We start from the raw sequence: 19181 nt of genomic DNA on the forward strand, positions 1-19181 counted from the left end.
GAAAGGCTGCGGGCAGCGCGCGTCAGCCGGCGAGCGCGCGGCTCACCACCTCGCGCACGTCGTTGGACAAATCGGGCTTGGCGGCCACGCGGGCGATCGCCTCGCGCGCGGCGGTGCGGTAGGGCTCGGCGAGCTTGCTCCAGCGGTCGAGGGCGCGCGCCAGGCGCGCCGCCACCTGCGGGTTCAGCGCGTCGAGTTCGAGCACCCGGTCCGCCCAGAACACGTAGCCCGCGGCATCGGGCCGGTGGAAGGCTCCGGGGTTGGCGCTGCAGTAGCTGAAGATCAGGCTGCGCGCGCGGTTCGGGTTCTTGAGGCTGAAATCCGGGTGCTTCATGAGCTGCTTCACCGCGGGCAGCACGTCGCCGCCGCGGTCGGGCGTGCCGGCCTGCAGCGCGAACCACTTGTCCAGCACCAGGGCCTCGTCCTTGAACATCGCATAGAACCGCGCCAGGGCCTGCGCTGCCAGGGGCTGGCCGCTCGCCACCAGCGCGCCGAGCGCGTTGAAGCGGTCGGTCATGTTGCCGGCGTCCTTGAAGCGCTGGTAGGCGCGGCCGGGCCACACGGTGTCGCCCGTGCGGCGCGCGGCCAGGCACAGCATCGACAGCGCCATGCCCGCCAGCGCGCGGCGGCCGGAGGAGACCGCGTCGGGCCGGTAGGCGCCGGTGTCGTGGTGCTGCTCCCAGATCCACTCCCAGTCCGCCTGCAGGGCCAGGGCCAGCTGCAGGCGCATGGCTTCGCGCACCGCATGCACGCGCTGCGGATCGACCACGTCGAGCTGCTCGGCGATGTAGCCCTCGGAGGGCAGGGAGAGCACCAGTTCCTTGAAGGCGGCGTCCAGCGCGGGGTGGCGCAGCACGTCGTGCATGGCGGCCACGAAGCTCGCGGGCAGCAGTTCGTGGTCCGGCGTGCCGCCGTCCGCTACGGTCACCGATGCATCGTTCACTGCCTGGATGGCGATGCGCAGCGCGAGGCGCTGGCCGGCTTCCCAGCGGTTGAACGGATCGGTGTCGTGCGCGAGCAGCGTGAGCAGCTGCGCGTCGGTGGCGTCGATGTCCAGCAGCACGGGCGCGCTGAAGCCGCGCAGCAGCGAGGGCACGGGTTCCGCATCCACGTTCACGAACGTATAGCTGTGGCTCGGCTCGGTCAGCACCACGGTGCGGTCCGGCGCGCCGGCCCCGGCCTCGCCTTCGAGCTGCAGGGGCAGGGGGCGGCCGTCCGCGCCGAGCAGGCCCAGCGCCACGGGGATCACCATCGGCTCCTTCTCGGCCTGGCCGGGCGTCGGGGCGATGCTCTGCGCCAGCGTGAGCGTGTAGGTGCGGGCCGCGGCGTCGTAGCTGCCGGAGGCGCGCACGCGCGGCGTGCCGGCCTGGGCGTACCAGCGCTTGAACTGCGGCAGCAGGCGCGCGAGTTCGCTGTCCGGGTTGGCGTCGGCGATCGCCTGCGCGAAATCGTCGCAGGTCACGGCCTGGCCGTCGTGGCGCTCGAAGTAGAGCTTCATGCCCGCGGCGAAACCGTCGCGGCCGACGAGCGTGTGCATCATGCGCACGACCTCGGCACCCTTCTCGTAGATGGTGACGGTGTAGAAGTTGTTGATCTCGACGTAGCTGTCCGGGCGCACCGGGTGCGCCATCGGGCCGGCATCCTCGGGGAACTGCACGGTGCGCAGCACGCGCACGTCCTCGATGCGCTTCACGGCGCGGGCCGACGGGCTGCCCGAGAGGTCCTGGCTGAATTCCTGGTCGCGGAAGACGGTGAGGCCTTCCTTGAGCGACAGCTGGAACCAGTCGCGGCAGGTCACGCGGTTGCCGGTCCAGTTGTGGAAGTATTCATGGCCCACCACCGATTCGATGTTCCCGAAATCGGCGTCCGTCGCCGTGGACTGGCTCGCCAGCACGTACTTCGTGTTGAAGACGTTCAGGCCCTTGTTCTCCATCGCGCCCATGTTGAAGTCGCTGGTGGCGACGATCATGAAGCGCTCCAGGTCGAGCGGCAGGCCGAAGCGCGCCTCGTCCCAGGCGATGCTGGCCATGAGCGAGTTCATCGCGTGCTCGGTCTTCTCCAGGTCGCCCGGGCGCACGAAGATCTGCAGCAGATGGTCGTTGCCCGAACGTGCGCGGATGCGCTGCTCGCGCGCCACCAGCTTGCCGGCCACCAGCGCGAACAGGTAGCAGGGCTTCCTGTGCGGATCGACCCACTTGGCGAAGTGCCGGCCGTCGTCCAGAGCACCCTGGTCCACCAGGTTGCCGTTGGACAGCAGCACCGGGTACTCGGCCTTGTCGGCGCGCAGCGTGACGGTGTAGCTCGCCATCACGTCCGGGCGGTCGAGGAAGTAGGTGATGCGGCGGAAGCCCTCGGCCTCGCACTGCGTGAAGAACGTGCCCTGGCTCACGTAGAGGCCCGAGAGCTGGGTGTTCTTCACGGGCGCGCAGGTGGTGAAGATCTCCAGGTCGAAGGGCTCTTCGCCTTCGGGGAGGTTCTCCAGCACGAGCTGGCTGCCTTCGAGCTTGAAGGACGTGCCCGCCCCGTTGACCAGCACCCGCGCGAGGTTCAGCTCCTCGCCGTCCAGGCGCAGCGGCGCCGGCGGCACGTCGCCGTTGCGGCGCACGCGCAGGCGGCTGAGCACGCGGGTCTTGGCGGGGTCCAGGTCGAACGTGAGGTCCACGCTGTCGATCCAGAACGCGGGGGCGGTGTAGTCGGCACGGTGGATGGCCGTGGCGGCCTGTCCTTCTCTCATCATGGCTTGGCTGCTTTCCGGGCGTGGTCAGACGCCCTGCTTGAGGGAGGCTTCGATGAACACGTCGAGGTCGCCGTCCAGCACCTTCTGGGTGGCGGAGACTTCGACGTTGGTGCGCAGGTCCTTGATGCGGCTGTTGTCGAGCACGTAGCTGCGGATCTGGTGGCCCCAGCCCACGTCGGTCTTCGTGTCTTCCAGCTTCTGCTGCTCCTCCATGCGCTTGCGCATTTCGAAGTCGTAGAGGCGCGAGCGCAGGCGCTGCCAGGCGACGTCGCGGTTGCTGTGCTGGCTGCGGCCGTCCTGGCACTGCACGACGATGCCGGTCGGGATGTGCGTGAGGCGCACGGCCGAATCGGTCTTGTTGATGTGCTGGCCGCCCGCGCCCGATGCGCGGTAGGTATCCGTGCGCACGTCGGCCGGGTTGATGTTGATCTCGATCGAGTCGTCGATCTCCGGATAGACGAAGAGCGATGCGAAGCTCGTGTGGCGGCCGCCGGAGGAGTCGAACGGGCTCTTGCGCACCAGGCGGTGCACGCCGGTCTCGGTGCGCAGCAGGCCGTAGGCGTACTCGCCCTCGATCTTGATCGTGGCGCTCTTGATGCCGGCGACGTCGCCCGGGGTCTCTTCTTCCACGCTGGCCTTGAAGCCCTTGCGCTCGGCGTACTTCAGGTACTGGCGCAGCAGCATGCCGGCCCAGTCGCAGGCCTCGGTGCCGCCGGCGCCGGCCTGGATGTCGACGAAGCAGTTCAGCGGATCGGCCTCGTTGCCGAACATGCGGCGGAACTCCAGCTCCTCGATGAGCGGGCGCAGCTTGGCCGCTTCGGCCTCGATGGTCAGGAGGCCGGGCTCGTCGCCTTCCTCCTTGCTCATCTCATACAGCTCGGTGTTGTCCGCCAGCTCGCGCGTGAGCTTGTCGAGCGTGACGACCACCGCGGAGAGCGACTTCTGCTCCTTGCCGAGTTCCTGGGCCTTCTTGGGATCGTTCCAGACGGACGGGTCTTCGAGGGAGGCGTTTACCGTGCGCAGGCGTTCGAATTTGGCATCGAAGTCAAAGATACCTCCGTAACTCTTGCGTGCGCTGCGAGAGGTCTTCGAGGGTGGTGCCGATGAGGTTGATGCGTTCTGCGTCCATGGTGTGTCCTGTGTGCGGTTCGTGTGAAGTAACCGGCGATTTTGTCATGGGCGCAGGGGCGGCCTCCGCAATGCCCCTCCGGGCGACGGAACGGGGCACCGGAATCCGGCGGCAGGCAGGGATTTCCGCCCCGCCTCAGCCCTGCAGGAAGTCCTCGATGAGCCGCGCCACCGCCTGCGGCTGGTCGTGGTGCAGCATGTGGCCGGCATCCTGCACGCGCCCGATGCGGCAGTCGGGCACGCGCTGCAGGCGCTGGTGATATTCATCCAGCGAATAGCGGCCCTTCCACCACTGGCCCATGCTGTCGTCGCTCGCCTCCACCGCGAGCACCGGGGCGGTGATGCCCGCATACAGCGCCAGCGCCTCCTCGACGCGGTAGAGCTGCGGGTTCACCACCTTGTGCGCGGCATCGCCCAGGATGCGCCAGCGGCCCTGGCCATCCGGCTGCGCCCACTCGCGGGCCAGCCATTCGGCCTGGTCGCGGCCCAGCCGCGGATTGGTCTTCATGAGCCGCCCGGCGACGGCCTCCGCGTTCTCGTAGGCCTTCAGGTCCATGCCGCCGGCATCGAGCGTGCGGAGTTCGTCCAGCCATTGGGCGTAGCGCGCGGGCGCCTGGGCGGGCTCGGTCGCCGGCAGGCCGAAGCCTTCGAGGTTGACCAGCCGGCGGATGCGGGCGGGCCGCACGCCGGCATACGACATCGCGATGTTGCCGCCCATGCTGTGGCCGACGAGGTCGACCGGGCCATGGGGCGCGTAGTGGTCCAGCAGCCGGTCGAGGTCGGCCAGGTAGTCGGCGAAGGCGTAGTGGTCGCAGCGCGAGGGCGGCATGCTGTGGCCGAAGCCCCGCCAGTCGGGCGCGATGATGCGCCGGGCCCGCGCGAAATCCTCGCCGAAGGCGTCCACCACGAACTGGTAGGAGGCGCCCACGTCCATCCAGCCGTGCACCATCACGAGGGGCGGGGCCCCGGCCGCGGCGCCGCCGGCTGGCTCCCAGAGGCGGACGTGGTAGTCGAGGGTGCGGATGGGCAGGCGTTCGCTGCGCGAGGCTCGGAGGGGCTGGTACATCCGGAGATTATTTTCCGCGGCGGTCCGCGGCGGCAGTCAAGGGTGGGACAAGGGGGACGAGAGAGGCAAGGGCCGCGGCCTATTTCTCGCCGTAACGCTTCTGGCAGCGCTCGCAGTAGTAGGCCACGCGCGCCGTGTGTCCCAGCTTGTGCTTTTCGAAAGGGATGTGGCAGCGCGGGCACTCGGACTGCCGGTGGGCGAGCCAATGGCGCTTCAGCACGCCCTGGCGCTTCCACTCCAGGAACTCGAATGCGTATTCCCGGGCCTGCGCCACGAGTTCGCGCAGCCGCGCGGCGGGCAGGGCACCCACGGGCGAGAGCGGATGCACCCGGATGCGGAAGAGCACTTCGTTCTTGATGATGTTGCCCACGCCCGCGAACACGTCCTGGTCGAGCAGCGCGTCGCAGGCGAGCACGTCCGGGTGGGCGCGCAGCCGCCGGCGCGCGAGCGCGGCGTCCCAGGCGTCGGACATGACGTCCGCGCGCCAGTCGTAGGCATCGTCCAGCGGGCCATCGACCGGCTGCACCGAGCAGGCATAGAAGTCGATCGCGTGCCCGCCTTCGAGGCCCAGGCTGAGCCGGGCGGGCGTGTCCTTCGGGTCATCGATGCGCCAGGAGCCGAAGAGCAGGAAGTGCACGCGTACCGTGCAGCCGCTGTCCAGCTCGAGCAGGAAGTGCTTGCCCCAGGTGCGCACGGAGACGATGCGGCACCCGCGCAGGGCGGCGGTGTCGATGGCGGTGGTGTTGCCGGACGCCCGTGTGATCCTGCGGCCCTCGGCCAGCGGGCGGGCGGCTTCCTTGAGCAGGACGAGGGAGGGACCTTCGGGCATCGGATGGAGTCTGCGGCGTTCGTGAAAATCCATTATTCTCCCCAGCCACTTTCGCAGCTTGTAGGCCTTATTCCATGCAAAAAGTCACGTTGGGCGCGAGCGCGCTCCAGGTCTCGCCCATCTGCCTCGGCACGATGACGTTCGGCGAGCAGGTAGCCGAAGCCGATGCCCACGCCATCCTCGACCGGTCGCTGGATGCCGGCATCGACTTCATCGACACGGCCGAGATGTACGCCGTGCCCGCGCGCGCCGAAACCTATGGCGCGACCGAAACCATCATCGGCCGCTGGTTCGCGAAGAACCCGGGCGCCCGCCACAAGGTCGTGCTCGCCACCAAGGTGGCGGGCCCCTCGCGCGGCATGCCCTGGGTGCGTGAGGGCAAGGGGATGACGGCGGCCGACATCCAGGCTTCCTGCGAAGGCAGCCTGCGGCGGCTGCAGATCGACGTGATCGATCTCTACCAGATCCACTGGCCCGAGCGCCATGTGCCGGCCTTCGGCAACATGACCTACGACCCGGCCAAGGAGACCTCCGCGACGCCGATCCGCGAGCAGCTCGAGGCGCTGGCGAAGCTGGTGCAGGCCGGCAAGGTGCGGTACGTGGGCCTGTCCAACGAGACGCCGTACGGCGTGCACGAATTCGTGCGGCTCGCCGAAGCGCACGGCCTGCCGCGCGTGGCGACGGTGCAGAACCCGTACTGCCTCGTCAACCGCACCTGGGAGAACGCGATGGACGAGAGCTGCCATCGCCTGGGCGTGTCGCTGCTGGCCTATTCGCCGCTGGCTTTCGGCCTGCTGACCGGTAAGTACGACCAGCATGCGCCCACCGACCCGGGAGCGCCGCAGGATGCGCGCATCGCGCGCTACGAATCGGTGCGCAAGCAGCGCTGGGGCCGCCCCGAGGCGCTGGAGGCGTCGCGCCGCTACAACCAGCTCGCCCGCGACAACGGCCTCACGCCCACGCAGATGGCGCTGGCGTTCTGCTACCGCAACTGGCGCGTGGCCAGCACGATCATCGGCGTGACCTCGCTGGCGCAGCTGGAGGAAGACATCGCCGCGTGGAACACCACGCTCTCGCCCGAGCTGCTGGCGGCCATCGACGCGATCCGCTGGGACATCCGGGACCCGGCGCTGTGAGCCGCAAGGACCGCGCCGCCGCCCACGTCAGCGAGACGCCGGCCACGCAGTTCCTTCGGCGCCACGGCGTGGCGTTCACCGAGCACCCGTACGAATACGTGGAGCACGGCGGCACGGCCGAGTCGGCGCGCCAGCTCGGGCTGGACGAGCACACCGTGGTCAAGACGCTGGTGATGCAGGACCAGGACGCCCGGCCGCTGATCGTGCTCATGCACGGCGACCGCAAGGTGTCCACCAAGAACCTCGCGCGCCAGATCGGCGCGAAGTCGGTGGAGCCCTGCAGGCCCGAAGTGGCGAACCGCCACAGCGGCTACCTCGTGGGCGGCACCTCGCCGTTCGGCACGCGGCGCGAGATGCCGGTGTACATCGAGGAGAGCATCCTCGCGCTGCCGCGCATCGCGATCAACGGCGGGCGCCGCGGCTTCCTGGTGCAGCTCGATCCGCAGGCCTGCGTGCAGTGGCTCGGCGCGAAGCCGGTGCAGTGCGCGCTGGCAGAATAGCCGGCCCGCGCGCGGCGGCCGCAGGCACCCGCCCCGGCCGCACCGCCCCCGTCGCCGTTTGACCCACAAGGACCGAAGATCTTGAGCACCGTGTACTCCCTCCTGGCCACCGTGGCCGCCTACCTGCTGGGTTCGCTGTCCTTCGCCGTGATCGTGAGCCGCGCCATGGGCCTGAACGATCCGCGCACCTACGGCAGCAAGAACCCGGGCGCGACGAACGTGCTGCGCTCCGGCAGCAAGGCCGCGGCCGTGGTCACTCTGCTGTTCGATGCGCTCAAGGGCTGGCTGCCGGTGGTGCTGGTGCGCGCCTTCGGCGCGCCCTATGGCCTCGGCGAGGGCACGGTGGCGCTGGTCGGCCTCGCGGCCTTCCTGGGCCATCTGTGGCCGGTGTTCTTCCGCTTCGAGGGCGGCAAGGGCGTGGCCACGGCGCTGGGCGTGCTGCTGGGCGTGAGCGGCTGGCTGGGGCTCGCCACGCTGCTCACCTGGATCCTCATCGCGTTCTTCTTCCGCTATTCTTCGCTGGCATCGCTCGTGGCTGCCGCGTTCGCGCCGCTCTACTACGTGCTGGGCGGCGGCGTGGCCTGGTATGCCGAGCCGTCCGTGGGCCTCGCGATCACGGTGATGTCGGCGCTGCTGGTCTGGCGCCACCGCGAGAACATCCGCCGGCTGATCAAAGGGACGGAATCGCGCCTGGGCAGCAAGCAGAAGAAGCCGTGATCAGCGGGGCGTGCCGGCCGCGCCCGCCAGGCCCGCCATGCCGCGGTACTGCCGGGCCGCGTAGAGCCCCAGCCGCACGAGCATGCGGTGGTCCAGCTCGACCTGCACCGCCGAGCGCGCCAGCGCCGACTGGATGCGCGGCTTGCCGGTGGCCGTCTGGTGCAGCGCGGGCTGCCGGCGGTGCCCGCCGTGGCGGTCGAGCACGCTGGCCACCAGCGGCGAGTTGATTTTCTCGCTGCGGCGCAGCACCAGCGCCGTCTCGCCGTTGTCCAGCCGCACGAAGGTGCCGGGCGGGCACAGGCCCACCGAGCGCACGAGGGCATAGGTCACCTCGTCGCGGCGTTCGTCCTCGTGGCCCACGATGGCGCGCACCGAATCGGTGGCGCTGCGGCCCGCGCGCGACTGGCGCGGACTGATCATCGCGGCGTAGCGGTCGATCGTGCCGAGGATGCGGGTGAGCCGCCGCGCGGCCGGCAGCGTCGCCAGCGGGCGCGTGTCGCCTTCCGGGGGCGGGGCGTGGTGGTGGCCCACCACGTCGAGCCACAGAGGGTCGCGGATGCCCTGCTGCTCCAGCAGGGCGCGGCTGCGGCGCGGGTGCTCGTCGATCGATCTCTGCTGCTCGGCCGTGGGCCGCCCGCGCTGGTTGGCCAGCTCGTCCTGCAGGGCCGTCATGCCGATGTTCATCGTCATCGCCGCCCGCACCAGGCTGTCGCGCTCGGGCGCCGGCAGCTGCAGATCGTGCGCGAGGATGTGGCAGAGGGTGCCGCAGACCAGCGCGTGCGAGGCGCTGTAGCCCACGCTGGAAGTGGCCGCGAGCTGGAACATCAGGTAGAGCGCGGCATCGGTGTCGTGCGCGACCAGATCCTGCAGCCAGGCGTCGCACTGCCGCATCTTGGCGGCGAAATCGAGCGCGCTGCCGGGGCGTGCCAGCAGCACCGACAGCGCGGATTCCAGGTCGGACCAGAGGCCGAGCAGGTCCTCGTACTCGCTGTCGGGCGTTTCCGCGGAAAGCGCGGAGGCGCGCGTGGCCGGGCCGGTCGGAGCCATGGCGTCAGTGCCGCTTTTCCAGCACCAGCCGGTCGCCCGTGCGCGTCATCTGGAACTCGTTCAGCACGCTGTTGCCCAGCAGAACGTACGGCATGGCCTGCGGCGTGACGACGGCATCCACGCCGAACACCTCCACGTCGCCCAGGCGGAGCGTGTCGAGCCGGATGCGCCAGCCGCGCGCCGTGCCGTTGGCCGTGCCGAGCATCACGGGCTGGCCGCCGCGGTAGTCGAGGCCCATGCGGTCGGCATCGGGCTGGCCGATGGCGACCACGCTCGCGCCGGTATCCACCAGGTACTGCATGGTGCGCCCGTTGATGGTGCCGGAGTTCACGAAGTGCCCGCGCCCGTCGGCGATCAGCACGACGCGCCGGCCGGTGCCCGCGCCGCGGCTGCCGACGCTCACCGGAGCGTCGCCCAGCGCGACCGTGCGGCGGCCGGCGGCCGTCTCCACCACCGCGTCGTCGCGGCCGACGGACACCACCTTCACGCCCGCGTGCGACTCGCCGGCGCTTAACGCGCGCGGTGCGCCGCCGTCGATCACCAGCAGCGCCTTCGTGCCCAGGATGCCCGTGACCGCCACCGCCTGGGCACCGGCCACGGCTGGAGCGATCAGCAGGGCCGCCGCCAGCCCGCAGCAGCGTGCCGTGCGCCGCCAGAGGGGAGGGTGCGGGGGCTGCGCGGACATGGGAGAGCGAGGGCCAGAACCAGAGCCGCGGGCGGTCAGTCGCGGAAGTTGTCGAACGACAGCGGCACGTCGGTGATGTCCTTGCGGATCAGCGCCATCGCGGCCTGCAGGTCGTCGCGCTTGGCGCCGGTCACGCGCACCTTCTCTTCCTGGATCGCGGCCTGCACCTTCATCTTGCTTTCCTTGATCAGCTTCTGGATCTTCTTGGCCAGCTCGCTCTCGATGCCGTTGCGCACCTTGATGACCTGCTTGACCTTGTCGCCGCCGATCTTCTGCACGTCGCCCTTGTCGAGGAAGCGCACGTCCACGTTGCGCTTGGTGAGCTTGTTGCGCAGGATGTCCTCCACCTGCTGGAGCTGGAATTCGGCGTCGCCGAACATCGTGATTTCCTTGTCCTTGATCTCGATGGCGGCGGAGGTGCCCTTGAAATCGAAGCGGGTGCCGATTTCCTTGGCCGTGTTCTCCACGGCATTCTTCACTTCCACAAGATTGGCTTCACAGACGGTATCAAAAGAAGGCATGGCTTCGCTCTCGGTATCTCGGTTGGGGGCAGCGCTCCGGAAGCCCGGATGCGACAATCCGGTGGATGTTAGTCGAGAAAAACGTCCCCCTGCAGGCCTGCAACACCTTCGGCATCGTCGCCCGGGCGCACACGCTCGTGCGCGCGCGCTCGGCCGATGACGTGCGCGCGCTGGTGGCCGATACGCGGCTCGGCGGCAGCCCGGTGTTCGTGCTGGGCGGCGGCAGCAACGTCGTGCTCACGGGCGACGTGAAGCCCACCGTGCTCAAGATGGAGATCCCCGGAATCCGCCTCGTCGAAGAGACCCCGCGTGCCTGGATCGTGGAGGCCGGCGCCGGCGAACGCTGGCACGATGCCGTCGCCTGGACGGTCGAGCACGGCTTCCCGGGCCTGGAGAACCTGGCCCTCATCCCCGGCACCGTGGGCGCCGCGCCCGTGCAGAACATCGGCGCCTATGGCGTCGAGCTGCAGGACCGCTTCGATTCGCTGGATGCGATCGACCTCGCCACGGGGCGCTCCTTCACGCTCGATGCCTCGCAGTGCGCGTTCGGCTACCGCGACTCGGTGTTCAAGCATGCGCCGGCCGGCGCGGGCCCCGATGATGCCGCCGGCCTGCCGCGCGGCATGGGCCTGGCGGGGCGTGCCGCCATCACCCACGTGCGCTTTCGCCTGCCCAAGCCCTGGGCGCCCGAGCTCGGCTACCTCGACCTGGAGCGCAAGCGCCAGGAGGCCGGCGTGGAGCATCCCACCGCGCGGCAGATCTTCGACTGGGTGTGCGAGGTGCGCCGGGCCAAGCTGCCCGATCCCGCCGTGCTCGGCAATGCGGGCAGTTTCTTCAAGAACCCCACCGTCACGCCCGAGCAGTGCTCGGACATCATCGCGCGCGATCCGAAGATCGTGCACTACCCGATGCCCGACGGCACCATCAAGCTCGCGGCCGGCTGGCTCATCGATGCCTGCGGCTGGAAGGGCAAGACCGTCGGCAAGGCCGGCGTGTACGAGAAGCAGGCCCTGGTGCTGGTGAACCGCGGCCGCGGCGGCGACAGCGTCACGGGCGGCGAGGTGATGACGCTCGCCAAGGCCATCCAGACGAGCGTCTACGAGCGCTTCGGCATCCGGCTCGAACCCGAGCCGGTGGTGGTCTGACGCGGCCGCGGGGCCCGCGTTGCCGGACATGAAAAAACCGCCCGGCCTTGCGGCGGGGCGGTTTCTCCAGTAGGCGCCATGCCTGCCGCGGACGGCAGGGCCGCTGCATTACTTCCTGTCGCTGTCGTCGCCCAGCTGCGCCAGCGCGGCATTGCCGCCCAGCGACAGCAGGCCGGCCTGCGCATACACGCCGAGCTTGGCGCGCGTATCGACGATGTCCAGGTTGCGCATGGTCAGCTGGCCGATGCGGTCGGCGGGGCTGAACGGCGCGTCCTCCACCTTTTCCATCGACAGGCGCTCGGGCGCATACGTCAGGTTGGGCGATTCGGTGTTCAGGATGGAGTAGTCGTTGCCGCGGCGCAGCTCGAGCGTCACGGTGCCGGTGACGGCGCGGGCCACCCAGCGCTGGGCGGTCTCGCGCAGCATGATGGCCTGCGGGTCGAACCAGCGGCCCTGGTAGAGCAGGCGGCCGAGCTTCAGGCCGTTCATGCGGTACTGTTCGATCGTGTCCTCGTTGTGGATGCCGCTCACCAGGCGTTCGTAGGCGATGTGCAGCAGCGCGAGGCCCGGGGCTTCGTAGATGCCGCGGCTCTTGGCCTCGATGATGCGGTTCTCGATCTGGTCGCACATGCCCAGGCCATGGCGGCCGCCGATGCGGTTGGCTTCCAGGAACAGCTCCACCGGGTCGTTGAACTCGATGCCGTTCAGGGCCACGGGCTGGCCCTCCTCGAAGCGCACCGAGACTTCCTCGGCCCGGACGACCACGTCGTCCTTCCAGAACGCGACGCCCATGATCGGGTTCACGATGCGCATGCCGCTGTTCAGGAACTCGAGATCCTTGGCCTCGTGCGTGGCGCCCAGCATGTTGCTGTCGGTGGAGTAGGCCTTCTCGGCGCTCATCTTGTAGCCGAAGCCTTCCTTCGTCATGAAGGCCGACATCTCCGCGCGGCCGCCCAGCTCGTCGATGAACAGCTGGTCGAGCCAGGGCTTGTAGATCTTGAGCGACGGGTTGGTGAGCAGGCCGTAGCGGTAGAAGCGCTCGATGTCGTTGCCCTTGAAGGTGGAACCGTCGCCCCAGATGTGGACGTCGTCTTCCTTCATGGCGGCCACCAGCATCGTGCCGGTGACGGCGCGGCCCAGCGGCGTGGTGTTGAAGTAGGTGGCGCCGGCGGTGCGCACGTGGAAGGCGCCGGCCTGCAGGGCGGCGATCCCTTCATGGGCCAGCTGCGTGCGGCAGTCGACCAGGCGGGCCTTCTCGGCGCCGTACTCCATCGCCTTGCGCGGAATGGCGTCGTAGTCGGGCTCGTCGGGCTGGCCGAGGTTGGCGGTGTAGGCGTAGGGCAGGGCGCCCTTGTTCTTCATCCAGCGCAGGGCCGCGCTGGTGTCGAGGCCGCCGGAGAAGGCGATGCCGACCTTCTGGCCGGCGGGGAGGTTCTGGAGGATGGTCGCCATGGAAATCTCGGGTCTTGTCGGGTGCGTCGTTGCGGCAGCGGAAGGGGCCGGGGGGGCTCGGCCGCGGATCAGCCGAAGTGGCAGATGTAGTGGTAGGCCTCGGCCACGCGGATCTCGAACTTCGAGTTGCCGGGCACGCTGAACTTCTCGCCCTCGCCGGATTTCACCCACGCGTCGGTGCCGTCCAGCTTGTATTCGCAGGCGCCGCCCACGCATTCCATGATCTCCGGCGCGCCCGTGTTGAAGGTGAGGGTGGCGGGCAGGATCACGCCGACCGACTTCTTCGTGCCGTCGGGGAAGGTGATGCCGTGGCTCACGCACTTGCCGTCGAAGTACACGTTGGCTCGGGTGGTGACGGACACGCCGTCGATCTTTTCGGTCGTCATGGATGCGCTGTTTTCTGAAAGAGAAAAAGGGGGAAGGAAGAGGGCGGAAGCCGAAGATTCTAGAGCGTGTCCGGCCGCGTCCTACAGCGCGGGCGCCAGCAAGGGCTCCCGGTTCTCCGCCCGGGCATGAAAAAGGAGCCCGGAGGCTCCTCGTCGCGGCACGGCTCCCTGCACGGCACGGCGTGCCGTGCGCGCCGCCGGCTCAGCGCCAATACGGGTCGGGCGGCGGGCCGTACGGGCGGCCGTAGGCGTCGCGGTACTCGATCACCGTGGCGGCGGGGGGCGAGATGTAGGCGGGAGGGCCGGGCTGGGTGGAAACGACCACGCCGGGCTGCACGTAGGTGGTCGTGGTGGTGCTGTAGACCGGCGCGCGCTGCGGCGCGCTCGCCAGTGGCTGCACGCTCAGCGGTATCCAGGCGCCCGGGTCGTGCTGCGTGCGCGTGGTGTACTGCCGGCCTGCGTATTCGTACAGCACGTCGTAGCCCACGACGCGGTTCTCGTAGTGCGTCTGGTTGCTGCACCGGGTGACGTTCTGGTATTCGGGGCGGGTGCCCTCGATGTTGTTGCCCAGCAGCGCGCCGCCGATCAGGCCGATCGCCGTCGCGGCGACCCTGCCGCCGCCGTGTCCGATCGCATTGCCCGCGGCACCGCCGGCCACCGCGCCCAGCACGGCGCCGGCGCCCGTGGGGCGGGATTCGGAATAGATGGTTTCGTTGCCGCACACCTGCTGCGGGATCGCGACCTGCTGGGTGACCGGCGTGGCGGAGAGCACGCGGCCCTGTTCCTGGGCGCTGGCGCCCGTCGCCGCGGTGGCCGCCAGGGCGGCGAGGGCGGTCCAGACGAGGGTCTTTTTCATGGAGAGGCTCCTTTCGGTCGGCATACAACGCTCCGGCCTGCAAAAAAGTTTATGGCCGGGCCGTGAATCGGGTGGGGAGGCCGCGTAAAACTCCGTAAAGTTCGCCGCCCTCCGGCCCGGGCGGCCGGCCTGTCATCCCTTGGAGCTGCCGGACCGGCGTTCGTTCCATCGCGCTTCCTGGAAGCCCACGGTCACCTCGGCGGAGGCCTCGCCCGTCCACTCGACCACGGGCCGCTTGATGGCGCTCGGGTGCTCCTGCAGCAGCGCGGCCGCGGTGGCGGCATCGTGCACGCCGGCCTGGGCGGCCGGGTCGAGCCTGCGCCACGTCGTGCCCTGGCGGTTGACCAGCGGCTCCCAGCCCAGCGATGCCATCCAGGCCGCCAGCCGTTCGGCCGGAACGCCCTGTTTCTTGAAATCGTGGAAGCGGTGGTCGATGCCGTGCGCCGCGAGCCATGCGCGCGCCTTCTTGACGGTGTCGCAGTTCGGGATGCCGTAGACGATGGGGGTGGGGGTACTCATGCGCGCGATGATGCGGCATGCCCGCCTCGGCGACAATCGCACGTTCTATGCACACCACTTTCGACACCCTGGACGGCTGGCTGGCCCACTGCGAACGCATCCACCCCAAGACCATCGACATGGGGCTGGAGCGCGTCGGCGAGGTGGCGCGCCGCCTCGGGCTGCGCTTCGACTGCCCCGTGATCACGGTGGCCGGCACGAACGGCAAGGGCTCGACCTGCGCCATGCTGGAGGCCGTGGCCCTGCAGTCGGGCTACCGTACCGGGGTCTATACCTCGCCGCACCTCGTGCGCTTCGAGGAGCGCTGCCGCGTGCGCGGCGAGAGCGTCGAGGGGACGGAGCTGGTTCCGCACTTCGCCGCGGTGGAGGCGGCGCGGACGCAGGACGGGCAGGAGGTGTCGCTCTCCTACTTCGAGTTCACCACCCTGGCCATCCTGCGCCTCATGAGCCGGGCGGGGCTGGACGTCGCGATCCTGGAAGTCGGCCTGGGCGGGCGGCTCGACGCCACCAACGTCGTCGATACCGATTGCGCGGTGATCACCAGCATCGACATCGACCACACGGAATTCCTGGGTCCCGACCGCGAGACCATCGGCCGCGAGAAGGCGGGCATCATGCGGCCCGGCCGGCCCGCCGTGGTGAGCGATCCTGCGGCACCGCAGAGCGTGCTGGACCATGCGCGGGCGATCGGCGCCGACCTGTGGCGCTTCGGCGAGGACTTCAACTTCTCGGGCGACAAGCAGCAGTGGGGCTGGGCGGGCCGCGGGCGGCGCTATGCGGGCCTGGCGTATCCGGCGCTGCGCGGCGCGAACCAGCTGGTGAATGCCTCCGGCGCGCTGGCGGCGCTCGAGGCGCTGCGCGACCGCCTGCCGATCACCGCGCAGGCCGTGCGCACGGGCCTGGCGATGGTCGAGCTGCCGGGACGCTTCCAGATCGTGCCCGGCCAGCCCACGCTGGTGCTGGACGTGGCGCACAACCCGCACTCGGTGGCCGCGCTCACCGCCAACCTCGACGCCATGGGCTTCTTCCCGACGACGCACGCGGTGTTCGGAGCCATGGCCGACAAGGACCTCGGCCCCATGCTGGCGCGCATCGGCCCGCTGGTGGACCGCTGGTACTTCACCGATCTGCCCACCCCCCGCGCCGAAACGGCCGCCGCGCTCCAGCAGAAGTGGAACGCGCTGCAGATCGTGGCCGGGGGCCGGCGCGAGGTGCGCACCAGCCTGCACGAGAACCCGTGGCAGGCGCTCGAGGCGGCCGTCGCCGCGGCGGAGCCGACTGATAGAATCGTCGTCTTTGGCTCCTTCTACACGGTAGGCGGTGTGCTGCACCACGGAACGCCCCGCCTGCAGGCCAAGCACCTGGGCGCCTGAGCATTCCACAGCGCACGTCCCCGCACTGCATCCATGGCATTTTTCAAGTTTCGTTGGCCCGGCAGCAAGGAGCAGCCCGAAAAGCCGGCCAGGCGTTCGCGTGGCGGCGCCGGGGCCCAGGCCGAGAGCGTCGAGGCGATGCGGCGGCGTGCCCGCCATCGCCTGATCGGCGCCGCCGTGCTCGTGCTGGCCGGCATCGTGGGCTTCCCCATGCTGTTCGACACCCAGCCGCGGCCCGTTCCGGTGGACATCCCGATCGACATCCCCGACCGCAACAAGGTCGCGCCGCTGGTCGTGCCCGATGCGGGTCCGGCGAGCCAGACGCCGGCCGCACAGGCTGCCGCCACGGCGGCTCCGGTTCCGGCTTCCAGGCCGGCGGCGGCGCCTTCGGCCCCCTCGGCCACCGCAGGCCTCTCCGACGGGGAAGAGGTGATCCAGCCATCGCGCAGTTCCGCCGCTCCCGCGGCCCCCGCGCCCCGGCAGGAAACCCGCCACGCCGAGGCCCACGCGGCAGCGTCCAAGCCGGAAACCAAGCCGGCCAGGCCCGTCCACGAGTCCAGGCCCGAGAGCAAGCCCGCCCCCGAAACGCGCGTGGCCACCCCGGCTCCGGCTCCGGCCGCGCCGTCCCGCGACGACGCGGCCCGCGCCCGGGCGCTGCTCGAAGGGCGCGACACGTCCGCCGCAGCGGCCCCTGCCGCCGCGCCGAAGGCGGACGAGGGCAGTGCCCGCGTCATCGTGCAGGTGGGCGCGTTCGCCGATGCCGCCAAGGCGAGCGAGGTGCGCCAGTCGCTCGAGCGGGCGGGGCTCAAGACGTATACCCAGGTGGTGGACACCAAGGACGGCAAGCGCACGCGGGTCCGCGTCGGGCCGTTCGCCACCAAGGCCGAGGCCGACAAGGCGGCCGCGCGCGTCAAGGGCCTGGGGCTGTCGGCCTCGGTGATCCCGCTGTAGCCCCGGCGGCAGCAAGCGGCGGGCGGCATGTCGGCACTGGACTGGATCTTCGTGGCGGCGCTGCTGGCGTCCCTGCTGCTGGGCGCCTGGCGCGGCCTGGTCTACGAGGTGCTGTCGCTCGCCGGCTGGGTGGCCGCATTCTTCGTGGCGCAGTGGTGGGCGGCGGACGCGGCGGCGCTGCTGCCCCTGTCCGAGTCGGCCGGTTCGGTCCGGCATGCGGCGGGGTTCCTGCTCGTCTTCATCGCCACGGTGTTCGCCTGCGGGTTCGTCGCGTGGCTGGCCAAGAAGCTGATCGAGGCGGTGGGCCTGCGGCCGGCGGACCGGACCCTGGGGGCCGCGTTCGGCCTGCTGCGCGGACTGGTGCTGCTGCTGGCCGCCACGCTGGTGGCCCTGTGGACGCCGGTGCACGAGGCCGCATGGTGGAAAGAGTCGGCCACGGTCCCCATATGGACCGAGATGCTGGCGGTACTCAAGCCGGCATTGCCGGAAGCGCTCGGGCGGCACCTGCCCGGGTGAAGGATTTCGTTGTCGTGCGCGGCGGCCATCCCGGGAAGGGCGCCGCGGCGAATGTGTGTGGTATCGCGGGCGGGGCCCGCATCTGGATGGAACGTTAACTATGTGTGGAATCGTCGGTGTGGTCAGCACGGCTCCCGTCAACCAGCTGATCTATGACGCCTTGCTGCTGCTGCAGCACCGGGGGCAGGACGCCGCGGGCATCGTCACGCAGCAGGAGCGCAAGTTCTTCATGCACAAGGCCAAGGGCATGGTGCGCGACGTCTTCCGCACCCGCAACATGCGCGCGCTGCCGGGCACGGTGGGCCTGGGCCAGGTGCGCTATCCCACGGCCGGCAACGCCTACAGCGAGGAAGAGGCGCAGCCCTTCTACGTGAACGCGCCGTTCGGCATCGTGCTGGTGCACAACGGCAACCTCACCAACGCGCAGTCGCTGCGGGCCGAGCTGTTCTCCACCGACCACCGCCACACCAACACCGAGAGCGACTCCGAGGTGCTGCTGAACGTGTTCGCGCACGAGCTCGAGCGCGCCACGCGCGGCGTGCCGCTGCAGGTCGAGGACGTGTTCAACGCGGTGGCCGCGGTGCACCGGCGCGTGAAGGGCTCGTACGCCGTCATCGCGCTGATCGCGGGCCACGGCCTGCTGGCGTTCCGCGATCCGCACGGCATCCGCCCGATGTGCCTCGGCCGCAGCGCCGACGGCACCGTGATGGTGGGCAGCGAATCGGTGGCGCTGGAGGGCACCAACCACGTGTTCGAGCGCGACGTGCAGCCCGGCGAGGCCGTGTTCATCACGCCCGACGGCACCGTGCATGCCCGCCAGTGCGCGCAGGCGCCGCAGCTCAACCCCTGCATCTTCGAATTCGTGTATCTGGCGCGGCCCGACTCCGTGCTGGACGGCATCTCCGTCTACCAGGCGCGCCTGAACCTCGGCGAGGCCCTGGCCAAGCGCGTGGTGTCCACGGTGCCGCCCAACGAGATCGACGTGATCATCCCGATCCCCGAGTCCAGCCGCCCGAGCGCCACGCAGCTCGCGCACCTGCTGGGCATTCCGTACCGCGAGGGCTTCGTCAAGAACCGCTACGTGGGCCGCACCTTCATCATGCCGGGGCAGGGCGTGCGCAAGAAGTCGGTGCGCCAGAAGCTCAACGTGATCGCCAGCGAGTTCAAGGGCCGCAACGTGCTGCTGGTGGACGACTCCATCGTGCGCGGCACGACCTCGCGCGAGATCGTGCAGATGGCGCGTGACGCCGGCGCGCGCAAGGTGTACCTCGCCAGCGCCGCGCCGCCGGTGCGCTTTCCCAACGTGTACGGCATCGACATGCCGACCAGCAACGAGCTGGTCGCCCATGGCCGCACGGTGGAGGAGATCCGCCAGGCGATCGGCTGCGACGCGCTGATCTACCAGGACGTGAACGCCATGAAGAAGGCCGTGGGCTCGCTCAACGGCGCCATCGAAGGCTTCGATGCCTCGTGCTTCGACGGCGTGTACGTGACGGGCGACATCACCGCCCAGGACATCGCCCGCCTGAACGAAGGCCGCATCGGCAAGGAGGAACAGCAGGAGGAAGATACCTCCCGCCTGGCCCTGCCGAACGCCCAGGACGCCTGAAGGAGACG

Annotated in this window: 19 protein-coding genes; 8 read left to right on the top strand and 11 right to left on the bottom strand. The window is 69.9% G+C overall.

Features of this window, described 5'->3' with window-relative positions; genetic code table 11:
- Window positions 1-22 precede the first annotated feature (22 nt).
- From pepN to Q9R47_RS10715, 4 genes are all read right to left on the bottom strand, one after another.
- Window positions 23-2734 carry an aminopeptidase N gene (gene pepN / locus Q9R47_RS10700; protein WP_311233224.1) on the bottom strand — a complete coding sequence of 904 codons (2712 nt, stop codon included), beginning with the start codon at window positions 2732-2734 and terminating at the stop codon, window positions 23-25.
- 27 nt (window positions 2735-2761) lie between these two features.
- Window positions 2762-3866 (bottom strand): peptide chain release factor 2 gene (prfB, locus tag Q9R47_RS10705; protein ID WP_311233191.1). Its coding sequence is split into 2 segments (ribosomal slippage): window positions 2762-3784 and window positions 3786-3866, totalling 1104 coding nucleotides; the frame shifts between segments, so codons are not numbered across the junction.
- A 135-nt stretch (window positions 3867-4001) separates the two neighbouring features.
- Window positions 4002-4931, bottom strand: coding sequence for an alpha/beta hydrolase (locus Q9R47_RS10710; protein ID WP_311233192.1), 930 nt, complete (start codon window positions 4929-4931; stop codon window positions 4002-4004).
- Window positions 4932-5010: 79 nt separating this feature from the next.
- Window positions 5011-5760 (bottom strand): DNA-formamidopyrimidine glycosylase family protein, encoded by a 750-nt coding sequence (locus Q9R47_RS10715; RefSeq protein WP_311233193.1) that lies wholly within the window; start codon window positions 5758-5760, stop codon window positions 5011-5013.
- A 74-nt stretch (window positions 5761-5834) separates the two neighbouring features.
- On the opposite strand from Q9R47_RS10715, the gene Q9R47_RS10720 reads away from it, so the two are divergent.
- The 3 genes from Q9R47_RS10720 to plsY all read left to right on the top strand — a co-directional run bounded on the left by Q9R47_RS10720 (window position 5835) and on the right by plsY (window position 8113).
- On the top strand, window positions 5835-6896 hold the full coding sequence (locus Q9R47_RS10720; RefSeq protein ID WP_311233194.1) for an aldo/keto reductase: 1062 nt from the start codon (window positions 5835-5837) through the stop codon (window positions 6894-6896).
- Window positions 6893-7396 (top strand): Cys-tRNA(Pro) deacylase, encoded by a 504-nt coding sequence (ybaK, locus tag Q9R47_RS10725; protein WP_311233195.1) that lies wholly within the window; start codon window positions 6893-6895, stop codon window positions 7394-7396. The genes Q9R47_RS10720 and ybaK overlap by 4 nt, the downstream gene beginning before the upstream one ends.
- A gap of 81 nt (window positions 7397-7477) precedes the next feature.
- Window positions 7478-8113 carry a glycerol-3-phosphate 1-O-acyltransferase PlsY gene (gene plsY, locus Q9R47_RS10730; protein ID WP_311233196.1) on the top strand — a complete coding sequence of 212 codons (636 nt, stop codon included), beginning with the start codon at window positions 7478-7480 and terminating at the stop codon, window positions 8111-8113.
- On the opposite strand, the gene Q9R47_RS10735 is transcribed toward plsY, so the two are convergent.
- From Q9R47_RS10735 to Q9R47_RS10745, 3 genes are read right to left on the bottom strand one after another with little or no spacing between them, the layout of a single operon-like run.
- Window positions 8114-9160 carry an HD domain-containing phosphohydrolase gene (locus tag Q9R47_RS10735; RefSeq protein ID WP_311233197.1) on the bottom strand — a complete coding sequence of 349 codons (1047 nt, stop codon included), beginning with the start codon at window positions 9158-9160 and terminating at the stop codon, window positions 8114-8116.
- 4 nt (window positions 9161-9164) lie between these two features.
- On the bottom strand, window positions 9165-9845 hold the full coding sequence (locus Q9R47_RS10740) for a TIGR02281 family clan AA aspartic protease (RefSeq protein WP_311233198.1): 681 nt from the start codon (window positions 9843-9845) through the stop codon (window positions 9165-9167).
- Window positions 9846-9880: 35 nt separating this feature from the next.
- A complete protein-coding gene (locus tag Q9R47_RS10745; protein ID WP_311233199.1) occupies window positions 9881-10366 on the bottom strand; it encodes a YajQ family cyclic di-GMP-binding protein in 486 nt (161 codons plus the stop codon).
- A 65-nt stretch (window positions 10367-10431) separates the two neighbouring features.
- Between Q9R47_RS10745 and murB the strand changes: the two genes are divergently transcribed.
- A complete protein-coding gene (murB, locus tag Q9R47_RS10750) occupies window positions 10432-11511 on the top strand; it encodes a UDP-N-acetylmuramate dehydrogenase (protein WP_311233200.1) in 1080 nt (359 codons plus the stop codon).
- A gap of 108 nt (window positions 11512-11619) precedes the next feature.
- Here murB and argG read toward each other — a convergent pair whose 3' ends face one another.
- From argG to Q9R47_RS10770, 4 genes are all read right to left on the bottom strand, one after another.
- Window positions 11620-12963, bottom strand: coding sequence for an argininosuccinate synthase (gene argG / locus Q9R47_RS10755; RefSeq protein ID WP_311233201.1), 1344 nt, complete (start codon window positions 12961-12963; stop codon window positions 11620-11622).
- A 68-nt stretch (window positions 12964-13031) separates the two neighbouring features.
- Entirely contained in the window at window positions 13032-13349 is a 318-nt protein-coding gene (locus Q9R47_RS10760; protein WP_311233202.1) for a pyrimidine/purine nucleoside phosphorylase, read from the bottom strand.
- A gap of 202 nt (window positions 13350-13551) precedes the next feature.
- Entirely contained in the window at window positions 13552-14205 is a 654-nt protein-coding gene (locus Q9R47_RS10765) for a glycine zipper 2TM domain-containing protein (protein WP_311233203.1), read from the bottom strand.
- Between the two features lie 132 nt (window positions 14206-14337).
- Window positions 14338-14724 (bottom strand): arsenate reductase, encoded by a 387-nt coding sequence (locus Q9R47_RS10770; protein WP_311233204.1) that lies wholly within the window; start codon window positions 14722-14724, stop codon window positions 14338-14340.
- 47 nt (window positions 14725-14771) lie between these two features.
- Here Q9R47_RS10770 and folC point away from each other — a divergent pair, with 47 nt between their 5' ends.
- The 4 genes from folC (at window position 14772) to purF (ending at window position 19173) form a co-directional block, all read left to right on the top strand.
- The gene (folC, locus tag Q9R47_RS10775; protein ID WP_311233205.1) at window positions 14772-16097 is read left to right on the top strand and encodes a bifunctional tetrahydrofolate synthase/dihydrofolate synthase; all 1326 of its coding nucleotides are present in this window, start codon (window positions 14772-14774) and stop codon (window positions 16095-16097) included.
- A gap of 33 nt (window positions 16098-16130) precedes the next feature.
- A complete protein-coding gene (locus Q9R47_RS10780; protein ID WP_311233206.1) occupies window positions 16131-17048 on the top strand; it encodes an SPOR domain-containing protein in 918 nt (305 codons plus the stop codon).
- 27 nt (window positions 17049-17075) lie between these two features.
- The gene (locus Q9R47_RS10785) at window positions 17076-17564 is read left to right on the top strand and encodes a CvpA family protein (protein ID WP_311233207.1); all 489 of its coding nucleotides are present in this window, start codon (window positions 17076-17078) and stop codon (window positions 17562-17564) included.
- Between the two features lie 100 nt (window positions 17565-17664).
- A complete protein-coding gene (gene purF, locus Q9R47_RS10790; RefSeq protein ID WP_311233208.1) occupies window positions 17665-19173 on the top strand; it encodes an amidophosphoribosyltransferase in 1509 nt (502 codons plus the stop codon).
- Window positions 19174-19181 lie beyond the last annotated feature (8 nt).

The organism is Acidovorax sp. PRC11 (genome assembly GCF_031844105.1).
In the GTDB taxonomy this organism is placed as follows: Bacteria; Pseudomonadota; Gammaproteobacteria; order Burkholderiales; family Burkholderiaceae_C; genus Paracidovorax.

Coding starts and splice junctions, on each gene's coding strand:
- pepN (WP_311233224.1), bottom strand. CDS start 2,734: ATGAGAGAAGGACAGGCCGCCACGGCCATCCACCGTGCCGACTACACC.
- Q9R47_RS10710 (WP_311233192.1), bottom strand. CDS start 4,931: ATGTACCAGCCCCTCCGAGCCTCGCGCAGCGAACGCCTGCCCATCCGC.
- Q9R47_RS10715 (WP_311233193.1), bottom strand. CDS start 5,760: ATGCCCGAAGGTCCCTCCCTCGTCCTGCTCAAGGAAGCCGCCCGCCCG.
- Q9R47_RS10720 (WP_311233194.1), top strand. CDS start 5,835: ATGCAAAAAGTCACGTTGGGCGCGAGCGCGCTCCAGGTCTCGCCCATC.
- Q9R47_RS10735 (WP_311233197.1), bottom strand. CDS start 9,160: ATGGCTCCGACCGGCCCGGCCACGCGCGCCTCCGCGCTTTCCGCGGAA.
- Q9R47_RS10740 (WP_311233198.1), bottom strand. CDS start 9,845: ATGTCCGCGCAGCCCCCGCACCCTCCCCTCTGGCGGCGCACGGCACGC.
- Q9R47_RS10745 (WP_311233199.1), bottom strand. CDS start 10,366: ATGCCTTCTTTTGATACCGTCTGTGAAGCCAATCTTGTGGAAGTGAAG.
- murB (WP_311233200.1), top strand. CDS start 10,432: ATGTTAGTCGAGAAAAACGTCCCCCTGCAGGCCTGCAACACCTTCGGC.
- argG (WP_311233201.1), bottom strand. CDS start 12,963: ATGGCGACCATCCTCCAGAACCTCCCCGCCGGCCAGAAGGTCGGCATC.
- Q9R47_RS10760 (WP_311233202.1), bottom strand. CDS start 13,349: ATGACGACCGAAAAGATCGACGGCGTGTCCGTCACCACCCGAGCCAAC.
- Q9R47_RS10765 (WP_311233203.1), bottom strand. CDS start 14,205: ATGAAAAAGACCCTCGTCTGGACCGCCCTCGCCGCCCTGGCGGCCACC.
- Q9R47_RS10770 (WP_311233204.1), bottom strand. CDS start 14,724: ATGAGTACCCCCACCCCCATCGTCTACGGCATCCCGAACTGCGACACC.
- folC (WP_311233205.1), top strand. CDS start 14,772: ATGCACACCACTTTCGACACCCTGGACGGCTGGCTGGCCCACTGCGAA.
- Q9R47_RS10780 (WP_311233206.1), top strand. CDS start 16,131: ATGGCATTTTTCAAGTTTCGTTGGCCCGGCAGCAAGGAGCAGCCCGAA.
- Q9R47_RS10785 (WP_311233207.1), top strand. CDS start 17,076: ATGTCGGCACTGGACTGGATCTTCGTGGCGGCGCTGCTGGCGTCCCTG.
- purF (WP_311233208.1), top strand. CDS start 17,665: ATGTGTGGAATCGTCGGTGTGGTCAGCACGGCTCCCGTCAACCAGCTG.